Raw genomic sequence first — 16,570 nt, 5'->3', positions numbered from 1 at the left:
CTATCGGATTGTTACATGTTGGTAGGATCATTCAACTGATCTGCCGATTAAAGTCTTAACTGATCGGCATTAGAGCAAACGCTCCCTTTTTAGTTATCAGCATATAGATGTTCTATGCCCGCTTTAATCATTAAGGTGGCATACCCTCAACGACTGCTGCATACCTGAAACATCATCACCTAAATACTCAACCGTCATTGGAACGTTGACCAACAGAGTAAAACTGGAGTCACTGAATCTTCCATCAGCATCACTCTCCAAATGAACAAAAAACGCAGGCTTATCCGCAATCAATGTAATTCGCCTCCCTTCAATAGAGACATCTATATTGGCTTTCGCTATCGGCAAGGTTTTTAGCTCGTGAGTACTAAACCATGTGTTGCTTATTCTGTCTTCACCGATTTGCGCTTCAACATAGAAGAAGCCTGACGTAAGTTCATCCTTCTCGATCAATTCATCCAACTGCCACAAAATCGTATTGCTGTCTGCTATGACTGTTTGTTCTAAGCTCCAACATTGCTTTTCTTCCCCTTGCCAATCTACCCACTTAAGCAGTGCGTTGACGCTTGCGGACTCTTTGGCATCATTGAGCAAATGTAGGCTCAACATGCCTGTATGCTCGGAAAATACCAAATACTGCGGCGCAAAAAAGCGTTTTGCATGGTAGTGCAACTGCTTCCATCGACCACTGTATTCCAAACTAGACCAAGAACTGACAGGCCAATTGTCGTTGAGTTGCCAGTACAGCATGCCGCGACAAACTGGAGAAATGGCACGCCAATGATCGCATGCAGTTTTGATCGCGATTGCCTGCTGAACTTGACTTAAATACAGCATACTCTCAAATCCAGAGGGAAAACGAAAATAGCGCGTGAACATCTCTGTGATAATACTATGACCTCGAGGGTTCTTCTGATGTTGTTCGAAAGTTGGGGATGTAATATTCCAGTCTTGCTCAGGGACAAACCGCTTAACTTCAGCAAAAGATGGCCAAGATTGAAAACCAAACTCAGAGCAAAAACGAGGATTCACGTCAACGTAGGCACTGAATGATTTTCCTGAATGCCAAACGTCCCAAAAGTGCATATCGCCTTTACTATCATCATGCCACGCATCACCGAAATCCAGTTCACCATTACATGGGGAACTTGGCCAGAAACGGCGAGTGCTATCTCGCTCGGTAATCTCCTTCTCAATCATGCGGTTGAGGCGATCGTAGTTTACCGTGTATTTGACTTTGCTGCGCTTAGATTCGTCATACCAACCAATAGCTCCAATCACTTCATTGTCACCACACCAAAGTGCGATTGATGGGTGCTCCTTGAGCCTCGGGATTTGGAATCTAAGTTCTTCTTCTACCTCTTTTAAAAACTCGTCGTTTGATGGGTACAACGAGCAGGCGAACATCATGTCTTGCCACACCAACAAGCCAAGTTCATCACAAAGGTTATAAAAGGTTTCACTCTCGTACTGACCACCGCCCCATACGCGAATCATGTTCATGTTGGCATCAACCGCACTTTGCAAAAGGTTGCGATAACGTGTTTCGCACTCTCGCCCCGGCATTGCGTCAATAGGGATCCAGTTGGCGCCTTTAGCATTAATCGGTACGCCATTGACGATAAATTCCATTGCAGAGCCGTGCTCATCAGCTTGGTTATTTAGGGTTAACTGACGCAAACCAATGTTGTGCGTTAACTTTTGCTCTCTGCAAGAAATGGTAATGGGATAGAGATACGCTTCGCCATAACCCGATGGCCACCAGCGTTGAGGCTCAAAAATGTGGAACTGGCAATGATAGTGATCACTTCCTTTTGTTTGAATACATTGACGCTCACCATTAAATTCAACAATCATTTCATGGCGTTGACTGTCCGTTTCCACTTCAACTACTACATCAAGAAACACACTCCCATCGGCTTGCCATTGCTGCTCTGTCGAGAAGCCTTTGAGCCAAAGCTCATTCACAATGTCGATTTGAATGGGGTCGTAAATACCCGATACCATCAAGCAAATGCCCCAGTCCCATCCGGAATGGCATTGTGTTTTGCGGATCAAGTTCATGTGTGGAATTTGGTTGTTGCCCATTGCCGATGGAATAGGAAATGGCAGTTTTTTTGCTCTTGCGATACCTTCTAAATCCGCCCGAGCAAACTCAACCCGAATCGTGTTAGTACCTTGCTTTAAATGCGGTTTAATATCCACACGTTGCTGGGTAAACATGTTGCTGCAAGTTAGTGCTAGCTCACCATTAACATAGAAGGTTGCCAATGTATCGACACGAGTTAGCGTCATCCAAATTTGCTTGGCAGACAACGTAAACGCGTCGACGTCAAACTCACGTGAGATATGCCACTCACACTCTTCAATCCATCGAACTTTGTTTTCATTATCGGCAAAATAAGGATCTGGAATCTGCTCTGCTTGTAAAAGCGCCGACACATTATCGCCCGGAATAAACATTGGAATTTCAAGATTGGGGCGCTGTGGCGAGGTAAGCATCCACTGCCCGTTAAGTTCGAAGTGAGCCATCGAGTTAAACCTTAGCTTGGGAAAAACATGTTTTCTCAATGTAATCCTGATAAACCCATGCAAAAAAAAGGGAAATGTTAATTACATACGAAATGCGGTGCATTTCACGTAAAAACTCTTTCTTTTGATCTCTACCCAAAAATCAGCAACTTGGCTAACCTGTTAAAAATTAATCGAAATCTAAGGTTATATTTGCAACTTCGACATGTTAACATCATCGGCTTTTTGAACATCCTCACACTTTTCGTTGAAACGATGTGAGGGGAAATGCACGGCTTCATAGCCCTAAAAAGCGAAGTAATTATGTCAAATATGACGAATGCCGCCTCCCACACAGCGCCTATTCAGGATGCTGACTATTCTGCTATTCATCCCCCATCTTTACTCAAGCGCCTCGAACTCACCAATCCTGTCTTTTGGTTAAGTGGTAGCTTCCTCACTCTATTCGTTTTACTTGCTCTAACGAATACCGACTCTCTAACCGCAATGGTTAACACCGGCTTCGGCTTTGCTACTAAATATTTCGGAGCTTACTGGCAAGTACTGCTTCTTCTGAATTTCCTAATTGGTTTGGCTCTTGCGTTTGGTCGCACTGGTTATGTGCGCCTAGGTGGTCTAGCGAAACCTGATATTGATAACTTTAAGTGGTTGTCAATCGTACTCTGTACTCTACTTGCAGGTGGTGGTGTGTTCTGGGCCGCAGCTGAGCCTATCGCGCACTTTGTGACTGCTCCGCCTCTATACGGGGAAGCCTCACCGAAAACTGCCGCAATCAATGCCCTATCTCAGTCTTTTATGCACTGGGGCTTCTTAGCTTGGGCGATCCTTGGTGGTCTATCTTCCATTGTCTTAATGCACTTGCATTACGATAAAGGCCTGCCTCTTAAGCCGCGTACTCTGCTTTACCCTGTGTTTGGTGATAAAGCCATTAAAGGCTGGATTGGTGATGTTGCTGACGCATGTAGCATCATTGCAGTAGCAGCAGGAACCATCGGTCCTATCGGCTTCTTAGGTTTACAAATTAGCTACGCGCTAAACTCATTGTTTGGCCTGCCAGATACGTTCGTAACGCAAAGTATGGTTATTATGGCGGCGATCCTGATGTATACCCTTTCCGCACTGAGCGGTTTGAGCAAGGGTATTCAAATCGTCAGTCGTTACAACATTATTTTGTCTGTACTATTAATTGGTTACATCCTGTTCTTCGGGCCGACAAGCTTTATCGTTGATGGCTACGTGCAAGGCGTTGGTCGTATGGTGGATAACTTCTTCCCTATGGCACTTTACCGTGGTGATACAGGCTGGCTAAGTTGGTGGACAGTATTCTTCTGGGGTTGGTTTATCGGTTATGGCCCAATGATGGCGATCTTTATTGCTCGTATCTCTCGTGGTCGTACAATTCGCCAATTAATCATGTCTATTAGCATCGCGGCACCGCTGATTACTTGCTTCTGGTTTAGTATCGTTGGTGGCAGTGGCCTTGCGTTTGAACTTGATAACCCTGGTTTGATTTCATCTGCGTTTGAAGGCTTTAACTTGCCCGCAGCACTGCTAGCGATTACTGGTGAATTACCTTACCCAATGATCATTTCGGTTCTGTTCCTGATCTTAACGACAACATTTATCGTGACGACGGGTGACTCGATGACTTACACAATCAGTGTAGTGATGACGGGCTCAACAGAACCAAACGCAGTGATTCGCTCGTTCTGGGGGCTGATTATGGGTATTGTCGCTATTGCGCTTATCTCAATGGGCTCTGGTGGTATTTCTGCATTGCAGTCTTTCATTGTAATTACTGCCGTGCCTGTGTCTTTCATTTTGCTGCCAAGCATTTGGAAAGCACCCGGCATTGCAAGCAGAATGGCAAAAGAGCAAGGCCTCGTTTAAACCGCCTCTCTAACCAATATGCGAAAAAGAGCCCTTCATTGGGCTCTTTTTAATTCTGCGCTTTATCCTACGCTATCAATGCGAATCATCACTGCGTCTGGACGCCAATACTCGAATTCGCAGTCCATTAAATGCCCATCTTGTTTGTAGTTTACCCGCCGAATTTTCAGAACGGGTTGTCCTTCAGCTAGGTTCAACGCCTTAGCGACATGAGCAGGAGCTGACGTGGGAATCACATCAAAACGAGAGCGCTTTGTCTCGTAACCATACTTCTCACGATAAATGCCTGTCAGGGACATGGTGAGGTTCTCAGACAATATACCCTCAAACAGTGCCGCTTTGAGCACGTTCTCAACAAACAATACCGCTCGCCCATCAATAAAACGTAACCGTTCAATTACATAAATTGGGGTAATTCGCTCCACCTCTAACGATTTGGCATACTCACCTGCGGCCATTTCACTTCGCACGTTGAGTAGCTTAGTTTCTGCAATACGATGCTGCTCTCGAATCATCTGATGGAAGTGAGAACGAGACAACGGGTTGTAACAGATACGCTCAGGAGATACATACCAACCCCGGCGCTCTTCTCGATAAATAAGACCTTCCGTTTCCAAAGACACCAACGCATCTTTGATTGTGATTCGAGTCGTAGAAAACAGCTCACTGAGCTCTCTCTCTGACGGCAGTTTTTGTCCTTCCGACATGATGCCGGAAAGAATCTGCTGTTTTAAGCTGCTTCTAATTTTTCCTAATTGGGTACCAAATTGTCCGGTGCCTGTCGCTCTCATTCTGATCTAGTCCAAGGATAATTTGACGAATAACATAAGGCGTTTACGTAACAAAAATATGACATTAATCAACAGAACACATACTGAACGTATGAAATATAAGTGCCATATAAAATCAGCAAAACTGTCAAATTACTTGCGCTAAATCGTCACATTCCATCCATAGCATACAAAGCGAACTTACTGACCTAGTCCAGAAGGATGGAGACAATGAAAACTTTGCTAAGTCGTTCAATTACCGCACCAGCGGCAATCATTGCGGTAACGCTCGCTACGCCAACAGTAGCGAAAGAAGCCGATATTGAATCTTTGGTAGCAGCAGCACAAAAAGAAGGGGCGGTTTACAGTGTGGGTATGCCTGACAGTTGGGCAAACTGGAAAGACACTTGGGCTGATTTAAAGTCAAATTACAACCTTAAGCACCAAGACACGGATATGAGCTCGGCTCAAGAAATCGCAAAATTCGAAGCTGAGAAGAAAAACGCGACCGCAGACATTGGTGACGTAGGCTTTGCCTTCGCACGTGTAGCGGTTAAAAAAGGCGTCACTCAGCCATATAAACCAACAACTTGGAATGACATCCCAGATTGGGCAAAAGACGAAGATGGTCATTGGGCACTTGCTTACACTGGCACTATTTCTTTTATCTCCAACAATAACCTCGTAAAAGACGCGCCAAAAACGTGGGATGACCTATTAAAAGGCGACTACAAAGTGACCGTAGGTGACGTAGGCGTAGCAGCACAGGCAAACAACGCGGTTCTCGCCGCAGCGTTCGCCAACGGTGGGGACGAATCCAACCTCAAGCCTGCGCTCAAATTCTTTTCTGAACTCGCGAAGCAAGGTCGTCTTTCATTTACCGATCCGAACATCGCCAACCTAGAAAAAGGCGAAGTGGAAGTGGCGATCATGTGGGACTTCAATGCATTGAACTACCGCGACAAAATTGACCGCGACCGCTTTACAGTGAGCATTCCTCAAGATGGCTCTGTGATTTCTGGTTATACAACCATAATCAATAAATACGCGAAGAACCCTAATGCAGCAAAGCTTGCTCGTGAATACATCTTCAGCGATCAAGGGCAAATCAACTTAGCAGAAGGTTATGCGCGTCCAATCCGCACCAACATCACACTGCCTCAAGCAGTGCAAGACAAGCTAATTGCTAATGACCAATACAGCAATGTACACCCAGTGACTGACTTCTCAGCTTGGGAAAAGTCCGCACGTAAGCTGCCACGTCAATGGCAAGAAAGTGTCTTAATCCACCAGCAATAAGAGTAAGTCGTTATGAGCAATAAGGTCATCCTTGTTGTTCTAGATGGACTGAACTATCAGGTAGCCCGTGATTGCATGGGCTACCTCAATGGTCTTCTAGAACAAAGTCGTTCCCAACAAGAAACTCGCGCAACGCTTTATCCTGTGCAGTGTGAGCTGCCCTCTATGTCTCGCCCACTTTATGAGTGCATTTTAACGGGCGTTCGCCCTGTAGAAAGCGGCATCGTAAACAACAATATCGTTCGTCTATCCAAACACGATTCCATTTTCAGTTTGGCAAAAGCCCAAGGAAAAGTGACCGCTGCGGCTGCCTACCACTGGGTAAGTGAGCTTTATAATCGCGCGCCATTTGAACCTGTTCGCGATCGTTTCACGCATGATGAAACCCTGAATATCCAGCACGGCTGCTTTTACCATTGGGATCATTATCCTGATGAAGCCTTGTTCCTGGACGCAGAGTATTTACGCCGCAACTATCAACCTGATTTCTTATTGATCCATCCGATGAATATCGACGATACAGGACATAAGTTTGGCCTAGACTCTCGCCAATACCGCAATTGTGCGCGAGGTGCAGACATTATTCTTTCCAACTACATCGATCAATGGCTTGCTGATGGGTATCAAATCATTGTGACCAGCGATCATGGCATGAACAACGATCTTTCTCACGGTGGGATTTTACCTGAAGAACGAGAAGTTCCCCTGTTTGTCATTGGTGATAAGTTTACCCATCAAGATTGTCATATTAAGCAAACTGATATTTGTGGCACCGTTTGTCAATTGCTAAACCTTGACCACACGAAGCCATACACTCAGGAATTGTTAGCACTATGAGCAGTTCAGTCCTCTCCCCAAGCTCTAGCGAATCACGTTCAAATTTGGCAAGTACTTGGTTAAAGCGCTTTAAGCCAGCCATTTGGTTGGCACCTTTCGCACTGTTTTTCTATCTATTTCAACTCGCACCGATGATTTGGGTGCTGTTAAACAGCTTTATCTACGATGGCGAGTTTGCCTTCGATAACTACATTGAAGTGCTCGACTCCGCCTTTATGATGCAGGCGTTTGGCAACAGTTTGTGGTTAGCTGTGTGGTCGAGCATTTTTGGCTTAGCCATTGCGACTCTGTTGGTCTCTTCTCTGCGCAGAGTCGATTCTAAAGTCCGCGACGGTGTGATTGCGTTTACGAACATGAGCAGCAACTTTGCAGGCGTACCTCTGTCATTCGCTTTTATTATTATTTTGGGCACCAATGGGGCGATTACCCTTTTGCTCAAGCAGTATGGCTTACTCGGTGATTTCGACCTTTATGGTAAATGGGGCCTGCTGGCAATTTACATCTACTTCCAAATCCCGCTGGCGGTGTTGTTGCTCTACCCTGCGTTCGATGCGTTGAGTGATGATTGGCAAGCAGCTGCTGCGCTACTGGGAGCCAAAACATCACAGTATTGGGCGAAAATCGCTCTGCCAGTGCTCTCACCAGCCTTATTCGGTACCTTTATTATCTTAATAGCCAACGCAATCGGCGCATATGCGAGTGTTTATGCGCTGACCTCCGGTAACTATAACGTCATCACAATTCGAATTGCGAGTCTGGTATCGGGAGACCTGTTCCTTGAACCTAATCTCGCCGCTGCAATTTCGGTGATTCTAATGGCGTTACTTGCCTTTATCACAGTGATTAACCAATGGCTCATTTCGAAAAGCTATGCAGGTAGGAAGTAGTCATGAACAACGTTAATACTCGATTCCATAAAACGGTGGTTTATTCCATTGTTGGGATCATGCTCATCCCGATTTTAGCGACCTTTGTCTATTCGCTTTCATCACGCTGGGGTGCCACGGTGCTTCCAGATGGTTTCACTTTTGATTGGTACGTTAAATTGCTGACCGACCCACGCTTTTTGCAAGCGTTTGGGCGTTCGCTGTTTATTTGTATTGCTTCGCTAACCCTCAGTGTGCTTCTGGTTCTGCCAGCGATATTCGTGGTGTTTTACTACTTTCCGAAGCTCGATAAGCTCATGAACGTATTGATTTTGCTACCATTCGCTGTACCACCAGTGGTGTCCTCCGTCGGCTTGCTTCAACTTTATGCTGACAGTGAAATCTCCCTTATCGGTACTCCTTGGATTCTAGTAGGTACTTACTTCACCATCGCGTTACCGTTCATGTATCGTGCGATTTCTAATAGCTTCGAAGCAATTAACCTTAACGATTTAATGGACGCTGCACACTTGCTAGGGGCAAGCACAACCAAAGCGTTTTTGATGGTCATTTTACCTAACCTCAAAAAAGGACTGATGGCATCGCTTTTCCTTTCATTTTCATTTCTATTGGGAGAGTTTGTGTTCGCCAATATTTTAGTCGGCACACGTTATGAAACCCTGCAAATCTACTTGTATAACATGCGTCAGACGAGCGGCCACTTTACGTCTGCCTTAGTGATGACCTACTTCCTATTTATTTTTTTACTGACTTGGTTGGCAAGTCGTTTCAGCCGAGGAGTCAAACAATGAGCTACGTAACAGCGAAAAATCTGACTAAACGTTTTGGTGATAACACCGTATTTGAGGACATTCACTTTAACATCGAGCAAGGTGAATTCATTACGCTTTTAGGCCCTAGCGGTTGTGGTAAATCGACACTACTTCGCAGCCTTGCTGGGCTTAACCCTGTCGATGGAGGCGAGATTTGGGTAAACGGAGAAGATATCACGCATCAAGTCCCGCAAGAGCGTGGTATTGGGATGGTCTTTCAATCGTATGCGCTGTTTCCCAATATGACCGTCGAAGGCAACATTGCATTTGGCTTAAAAATGAAAAAGCTTGCGAATGATGATATTCGACGTGAAGTGGCTAAAGTCATCAAACTGGTGGATCTGGCAGGTAAAGAAAAACACTATCCGCATCAACTTTCTGGCGGTCAGCGCCAGCGTGTCGCACTCGCTCGAGCGTTGGTGGTGAAACCTCGCATATTATTGCTTGATGAACCACTTTCTGCGCTTGATGCCAAAATCCGCAAACACCTTCGTCAGCAAATCCGAGATATTCAGAAAGAGATGAATCTCACCACTATCTTCGTAACTCATGACCAAGAAGAGGCGATGATTATGTCTGATCGTATCTTCCTAATGAGTAAAGGAGAAATTGTTCAAGCAGGAACACCTGAAGAAATCTATACTCATCCTGCTAACGAGTTTGTGGCCGGTTTCATGGGGCACTACAACCTTGTAGAGGCCAATAAAGCCAAGCAACTCTTCAACATTGATACCGAATGGAAAGTGGCGATTCGCCCAGAGTCTATATATGTAAAAGAGCAAGGTCGTCAATATGATAGCCACATCTCAGCGCCACAAGTAGGTACGATCACCAACCACCAGCTTCTAGGTAATGTTATTCGCTATCAAGTGAACGTTGAAGAGTGTGAGCTCACTGTTGACTTGCTTAACCGCTCTTCAGAACGCTTACTAGCGAATGGCAGCCAACTAGAGCTACTCTTTAACCTAAACGAAATTCAACCAGTGAGAGCCTAAACATGTCCAAACCTTTGTATGTTTTTGATATGGATGAAACCCTAATAAACGCTGACTGCGCAATGATTTGGAACGAGTTTATGGTTGAGAAAGGCATCGCGACTGATCCTTTATTTATTATGGAAGATCAGCGTCTAATGGCCTTGTACTCTGAAGGCAAAATGGACATGGAAGATTACCTAGCGTTCTCCATGAAGCCACTAGAAAACATGCCGATTGAAGAAGTAAACGCCTTGGTTGAAGAATGTGTTGAAAGCCATATTTTGCCTAAACAGTTCCCTCAAGCCAAAACCCTGATTGAGCAACTGTCTCGTGATGGTATAGATATGGTTATCATCTCTGCCAGCGTCACTTTTTTGGTGGAAGCCGTTGGTCGCCGTCTTAATATTCCAACCGCACTCGGAATTGATTTAATCGAGAAAAACAACCGTTATACTGCTGAAATCGACGGTATCCCGAGTTATCGTGAAGGCAAAGTCACGCGATTAAAACAGTGGCTAGAAAATCAGCCTGAGCCTTATTCCGAAATCCATTTCTATACCGATTCAATCAACGATTTACCGCTTTGTGAATACGCGAACTACGCTTATCTGGTAAATCCATGCCCACAACTAAAAGAACACGCCAACAGACCGAATTGGAGTGTGTTAAGTTGGGGGTGATATAGCCTCACAAGACCGTTCTTCCTAAGTAAATACTTTTCTATTTGTTCAAAGAGCAGTTCTTTCTGCTCTTTTTTACTTCTCTTCATCACAAATTAATCACTTGATTAAATACTGATTAATTTTTCACATGTCGCATGAGAAATCAGCGTCTTATAATTAATCAAATGTTTAATATTTTGAGAGAAGATTGTGACGGAAGCGCATCGAAGGGCGGGAAGACCCACAGATAATATCGACGCAAGGGAAAAACTGATTTTCCACGCGCGCGAACTCTTCACCATTATGGCTTATGACAAGGTCTCTACTCGCCTAGTCGCGCAGAAAGCAGGCGTGAACGTGGCGATGATTCGTTACTACTTTGGCAACAAAGAAGGCTTGTTCGAGACCATGTTGCGCGAAACACTGTCACCGATGCAAAAGCAGATGCAGACGTTGGTATCCAACAGTAACGAGCAAAACTTTCTCGATCTAATGCGCACCTACTACCGCGAAATGATCAAGGTACCACAGTTCCCACGCTTAGTTGCCCAAGTTATGAATATGCCCCCATCGGAAACCCAACGCAAACTGCTCGAAAAAGTCTTCGCAGATATCAGTAAGCCAATGCAAGGCGTGATCTTTGATAAGTTGATCGACAGTGGCGTTTTACGAAAAGACGCCGACCCTCAACTTTGTCGCGTCTCTTACATCAGCTTGATGGTATTTCCTTTTATGGCACCACCAGCACTGCTCGCCATTCATGGCATTGAACTTTCTGAAGCCTTCTTGAACCGATTATTCGAACACAACATACAACTGATGAAACATGGATTTTTAGACTCGGGCGACCAATATGAAGATAAATAAAAAGCTGCTGTTCTTTCCTGCTCTTGCGGTGGGGGTCGTCATTCTGTTTTTGGCGATTAGCCTCAAACCAGATTTGCCCGTAAAACCCGCTGGAGATCGTGCACGGTTGGTCGAGACGATTCCACTTGAGCTCAAAGCCATTGCTCCAGTAGCCATAGGGTTTGGCAAGATCGCCCCAAAAGTGGAATGGAAAGCGATAGCCGAAGTGACGGGGAAAGTGGTCTACCGCCATCCGCAGCTGGAAAAAGGACAAGTGTTGCAAGCAGGGACAGAAATCTTGCGAATCGACCCACTCGATTACGAACTGAAACTGGTTCAAGCTCAAGCCGATCTCAAATCTGCTCAAACCTCTCTGGCTAAGCTGAACCAAGAAGAAGCGAATCTCAAAAGCACACTCAAGATAGAAGCCAACCGTCTGGTTATCGCCAACAAAGAGTTAGACCGTAAACAAAACCTACGTAAAAAAGGCCTAACGTCTCAATCGGATGTAGATCAGCAAGAGCAAAGCGCGCTCTCTCAACGTAAGTTAGTACTGGATATTGAAAATCAAATTGGTTTGATGCCGGATGAGAAACGAGTCGCGGAAGCCCTAGTTAAAGTTAATGCATCAAAAGTGGATGAGGCCGAACGCTCGCTTGATAAAACCATCATCACGCTTCCTTACGATTTGCGTATTGCTGACGTAGAAATTGAGAAAAAGCAAGTGGTTAATCTACAACAGACCATGGTGACCGGGCATGGTATTGATGTTATGGAGGTTGAAGCTCAACTGTCCATTCATGACATGCAAACTTTGGCTGCGAGCATCGGTGAGTTTGTTCGTGATGAATCTGGTATTCCACAACCTGATATGAATGCGATTCATGCCAACATTGAACTCAGCAGCGGTAACCTCTCTGCAAGCTGGCCTGCGAAAGTTGCACGCATCAGTGAAACGGTTGATCCAAGCCAAGCGACTGCCGGTGTGATTCTGGAAATTGAACAAGACTACCGTGCATTAAACCCAACCTCTGCGCCTCCACTAGTGAACGGCATGTTTGTGCGAGCCTTGATTGAGGGACAAGAGAACCCGAGTTGGGTCATCCCAGAGCGTGCGCTTCATGGCGATAAGATTTACCTGATGGGCGATGACAATCGTCTGCAAGTCGTGACGGTTGAAGTGTTATATCGCCGAAATAACCAAGTGGTGATCGATGGCGAATTGGAGCAAGGTCAGAAACTGATCATCAACGATTTGCTGCCTGCGATTAACGGCATGCTATTGAAAGAGTCACCTGAACAGTCAGAAACGGCTATTGAGGAGTCTGATTCATGATCCGATTCTTCGCCAAGCACCCAACAGCAGCCAACTTGCTGATGCTAACGCTGCTGATATTGGGGATTTCTTCACTTTCCACGATTAAGCGGGAAACCTTTCCTGAGTTTGATCCGCCCTACATCCTAGCTGGTGTGGTTTACCCTGGCGCTTCCCCGCAAGAAGTCGAAGAGAGTATCTGTGTCCGCATGGAAGATGCTGTTGATGGCCTTGCTAACATTGAAGAAACGCAATGTGAAGCGATTGAAGGCTCTTCGCGTCTTATCTTAAAACTGAATGAAGAAGCCGACATCGGCCGCATGTTGGTCGACGTTCAGACTCAAATCAACTCAATTAATGACTTCCCACAAGAAATTGAGTCTCCTGTGGTCCAAGAGCTAGATTGGAATGAGCCCGTTGTGGATGTCGCGATCACTGCAGACACCACATGGCCAGAGCTAAAAGCCTATGCAGAACAACTTAAACGCACATTAAAGCTCGATTATGATGTGTCTTTGGTTGAAGTTGCAGGCTTCTCTGACCACCAATACCGAGTAGAGTTAGATACTCAAGCTATTCGACAACTTGGCTTAAGTGTTGGTGATATTGCTGAGCAGATTGGTCGTCAGAACGTCAAGCTGCCAAGTGGTAATGTCGAAACGCCAGATAAGAACTTTCTGATCCGCTTTGACGAACGACGCGTGACACCAGAAGAGCTTGAGACTATTGTCGTGGGCTCTGGTCCAAATGGATCAATCATCCGTCTAAGAGACATTGCGACGATTACCGACCGATTTGAATTGGACGAACAGAAAGTCCTCTTTGATGGTCACCCATCTGCCCTACTAAAAGTCAGCAAAAACAAAGAAGACGATGCACTGCGCATTAAAGAACGTGTTGCTCAATTTGTCCAAGAACAACAAGCCATTGCGCCAGATGGTGTGATGCTACAAATGACCAATGATCTTTCATCCGTGCTTTGGGATCGCCTGACCATGATGGTCAAAAACGGTTGGCAAGGTATCATTCTGGTTTTCGCCACCATGTGGTTGTTCTTTAGTTTTCGCTACTCTTTTTGGGTCGCAGCTGGTTTGCCCGTAGCCTTCTTGGGTGGCTTATTTTTGATGGCGCAACTTGGCCTGTCCATCAACATCATGTCTTTGGTCGGGTTACTCATGGCCATCGGTATCATGATGGATGATGCCATCGTTATTGCCGAATCGATTGCCGCTCACCTCGACCGAGGAGAAGAGATCGATGATGCCGTTATCAAAGGAGTGAAAAAGGTACTGCCAGGGGTAATTTCTTCCTTCCTAACTACGGTGTGTATTTTTGGTAGCTTGTTATTCCTGCAAGGTGAAATGGGTGCGGTACTTAAAGCAGTTCCTCAAGTTCTGATCCTCGTTTTGAGTTTGAGTTTGGTGGAAGCCTTCTTGATCCTACCTAACCACCTTTCTCATTCGCTACATAAACAAAAGCAAGAGCGAAAAACACCGAAGTTCAAACAAAAGCTGCTCGCTTCTTTTGAAAACTTCCGCAACACCACCTTGGTCAACGCAGTAGATAAAGTGGTCGAGTATCGCTATGCCTTTATGGGTGGCGTGGTTGCCTTGCTTCTTATCTCCGCGGCCACGTTAGTAGGTGGTTTACTCAAGTTCCAACCCTTCCCTGAATTGGATGGCGACATTGCAGAAGCGCGTATTATTCTTCCTCCGGGTTCTTCTCTGTCTCAAACGGAAGCTGTCGTCGATAAGATCGTCGCTTCCGCTCAAAAGCTAGATAAAGAATGGACAGAGAAAGTGGAAGACGGCAATCCATTGGTTCTACACATCACCAGTCAATTCAACGCTAACGCCGACGCGAATGAATCTGGCCCTCACATTGCCACGGTACGTCTGGATTTGCTGGGTGCAGAGAGTCGTAACACACTCATCGATGAATTTATCGATGCATGGCGTGAAGACATTGGTGAACTTGCCGATCCTATCTCGCTGGTATTTAAACAACCGACCATGGGGCCGGGTGGACGAGCGATTGAAATTCGAGCGAAACATGATGATCTTGATGCGCTCAAAGCAGCCTCTATCAACATTCAGCAATACTTGAATGAGTTTGACGGTGTCCATGGCGTGTTGGATGACATGCGTATGGGTAAAGAAGAAGTCTTGGTTAAACTGCGTCCGGGAGCGGAAGCTTATGGGATTAACGGCCAACTCATCGCCAATCAATTGCGCGCGGCTTTCTTTGGCCAAACCGCAGACGAAATCCAAGTTGGAGTAGAAAATATTTCCATCGAAGTTCGCCTTGATAAAGCGCAAGCTGGTGACTTACAGCAATTGGCAAACTTCCCAATTATCTTGTCCGATGGAAGTCAAATTCCGCTCGCGACCATTGCTACTTTGGATTTCCAACGTAATTACGTAAGAATCCAGCGCATTGATGGCTTGCGCACCGTGAGCGTATTCGGCGATATCGACAATACGAAAGCCAACTCAACCGCCATTATTCGTCAGTTCCAACAGGATGAAGCGCCAAAGCTTATGCAAAAGTATCCTGGTCTTCGCTTTGATTTTGAAGGCGAAGCCAAAGATACCGCTGAAACTGGCGCATCAATGGGTAAAGGCTTCTTGCTTGGTTTGTTTGGCGTGTTTGCGATTCTGAGTTACCAATTCCGCAGTTATTTGGAACCATTCGTCGTCATGCTTGCGATTCCCCTCGCTTTTATTGGCGTGGTATGGGGACACATCCTACTCGGTCACTCATTAAGTATGCCAAGTATGATGGGCTTCGTCTCATTAGCAGGGATTGTGGTGAATGACTCGATTCTGTTAGTTCAGTACATACGCCATCATGTGGATGAAGGGGATAATGTGCATGACTCGGTAGTCAAAGCCAGTCGGGAACGCTTTAGAGCAGTATTCCTAACATCAATGACCACTGCAGCAGGTTTGCTTCCGTTGCTGACTGAAACCAGTTTGCAAGCACAGGTTATCCAACCACTGGTTATCTCTATCGTGTTTGGTATTTTCGCATCCACTCTGCTGGTGTTGTTTATGATCCCTGCTGCGTATGCCATTTTAGCTGACTTCGGCCTAGTCCATAAGCACGAAGAAATCTAAAACGACTGATAAGTAAACTTATCAAAATGAACAAGAGCGGCTTAGGTCGCTTTTTGTTCAATACCAACACGTTAAAAAACACACAATCACTTAACAAACAGAGGGTTATTGTGTCTCATTAAGTGTGAATATGAACAGTTAAGGATTAAGTATGTTGAGTTTTATATAACCAAATCAAATAACCAACACAAGATTTATAATATGTCTTATTGTCAAAAACGGAATTTCACAGAGTAAAAATACACGTAGGCAACACATTCACAATTTAAACTCACGATAATGAAAACATTGATTGAAGAATTAACATTTTAACAATCATTACAACAATGTTAACTTTAGCCTCGTTGGTCGCGCTGGTGGTAAGCCTCTCACCAAGCCTATTGTCAGTTTTATATGGACGTTCGACCACCTCCAAAATGAATAGACACCCAATTTGGTGCCCTTTTTTCGCCCGTGAAAGCATTCTTCGCGGGCTTTTTTCTTTAAGTTAAGTATGAACGCTCTGGATCAACTTTTTTTGTCAACCTTTCGGATTTGGAGGTAGTATGCCCCGAATTCAACTGCGAAGTGCGACACTCGCCAATATCAAGCGGCCAGTGCCATTTCTTTAAAGACAATCGCTGG

At 45.3% G+C, this 16,570-nt stretch carries 12 protein-coding genes; 10 read left to right on the top strand and 2 right to left on the bottom strand.

All coding sequences use genetic code 11. The annotated features are described in order from the left end of the window. Nucleotides 1-123 precede the first annotated feature (123 nt). Nucleotides 124-2,532, bottom strand: a complete 2,409-nt coding sequence (locus R8N49_RS23570; protein ID WP_017633569.1) for a beta-mannosidase — start codon at nt 2,530-2,532, stop codon at nt 124-126. A 303-nt stretch (nt 2,533-2,835) separates the two neighbouring features. On the opposite strand from R8N49_RS23570, the gene R8N49_RS23565 reads away from it, so the two are divergent. Beyond that, entirely contained in the window at nt 2,836-4,422 is a 1,587-nt protein-coding gene (locus R8N49_RS23565; RefSeq protein WP_005373846.1) for a BCCT family transporter, read from the top strand. Nucleotides 4,423-4,484: 62 nt separating this feature from the next. Here R8N49_RS23565 and R8N49_RS23560 read toward each other — a convergent pair whose 3' ends face one another. Next, nucleotides 4,485-5,213, bottom strand: a complete 729-nt coding sequence (locus tag R8N49_RS23560; RefSeq protein WP_005387087.1) for a UTRA domain-containing protein — start codon at nt 5,211-5,213, stop codon at nt 4,485-4,487. A 210-nt stretch (nt 5,214-5,423) separates the two neighbouring features. Here R8N49_RS23560 and R8N49_RS23555 point away from each other — a divergent pair, with 210 nt between their 5' ends. From R8N49_RS23555 to R8N49_RS23515, 9 genes are all read left to right on the top strand, one after another. Next, nucleotides 5,424-6,491 (top strand): ABC transporter substrate-binding protein, encoded by a 1,068-nt coding sequence (locus R8N49_RS23555; protein ID WP_005373851.1) that lies wholly within the window; start codon nt 5,424-5,426, stop codon nt 6,489-6,491. Between the two features lie 12 nt (nt 6,492-6,503). Further along, nucleotides 6,504-7,328: an alkaline phosphatase family protein gene (locus R8N49_RS23550; protein ID WP_005373854.1), complete on the top strand. Its 825-nt coding sequence runs from the start codon at nt 6,504-6,506 to the stop codon at nt 7,326-7,328. Beyond that, nucleotides 7,325-8,215 carry an ABC transporter permease gene (locus R8N49_RS23545; protein ID WP_017633568.1) on the top strand — a complete coding sequence of 297 codons (891 nt, stop codon included), beginning with the start codon at nt 7,325-7,327 and terminating at the stop codon, nt 8,213-8,215. Before R8N49_RS23550 ends, R8N49_RS23545 begins: the two co-directional genes overlap by 4 nt. Before the next feature lie 2 nt (nt 8,216-8,217). Further along, nucleotides 8,218-9,006 (top strand): ABC transporter permease, encoded by a 789-nt coding sequence (locus R8N49_RS23540; protein ID WP_017633567.1) that lies wholly within the window; start codon nt 8,218-8,220, stop codon nt 9,004-9,006. Beyond that, entirely contained in the window at nt 9,003-10,022 is a 1,020-nt protein-coding gene (locus tag R8N49_RS23535) for an ABC transporter ATP-binding protein (protein WP_005373862.1), read from the top strand. Before R8N49_RS23540 ends, R8N49_RS23535 begins: the two co-directional genes overlap by 4 nt. Before the next feature lie 2 nt (nt 10,023-10,024). Continuing rightward, the gene (locus tag R8N49_RS23530; protein WP_017633566.1) at nt 10,025-10,684 is read left to right on the top strand and encodes an HAD family hydrolase; all 660 of its coding nucleotides are present in this window, start codon (nt 10,025-10,027) and stop codon (nt 10,682-10,684) included. A 192-nt stretch (nt 10,685-10,876) separates the two neighbouring features. After that, the gene (locus R8N49_RS23525) at nt 10,877-11,533 is read left to right on the top strand and encodes a TetR/AcrR family transcriptional regulator (protein ID WP_021707693.1); all 657 of its coding nucleotides are present in this window, start codon (nt 10,877-10,879) and stop codon (nt 11,531-11,533) included. Continuing rightward, nucleotides 11,520-12,848, top strand: coding sequence for an efflux RND transporter periplasmic adaptor subunit (locus R8N49_RS23520; RefSeq protein ID WP_042523281.1), 1,329 nt, complete (start codon nt 11,520-11,522; stop codon nt 12,846-12,848). Before R8N49_RS23525 ends, R8N49_RS23520 begins: the two co-directional genes overlap by 14 nt. Next, nucleotides 12,845-15,946 (top strand): efflux RND transporter permease subunit, encoded by a 3,102-nt coding sequence (locus R8N49_RS23515; protein ID WP_186585495.1) that lies wholly within the window; start codon nt 12,845-12,847, stop codon nt 15,944-15,946. The genes R8N49_RS23520 and R8N49_RS23515 overlap by 4 nt, the downstream gene beginning before the upstream one ends. Nucleotides 15,947-16,570: the final 624 nt, after the last annotated feature.

It is taken from the genome of Vibrio sp. 1978 (assembly GCF_033344345.1).
Note: the sequence above shows the minus strand (reverse complement) of the source record. Positions and strands in the feature narration are given on the sequence as shown.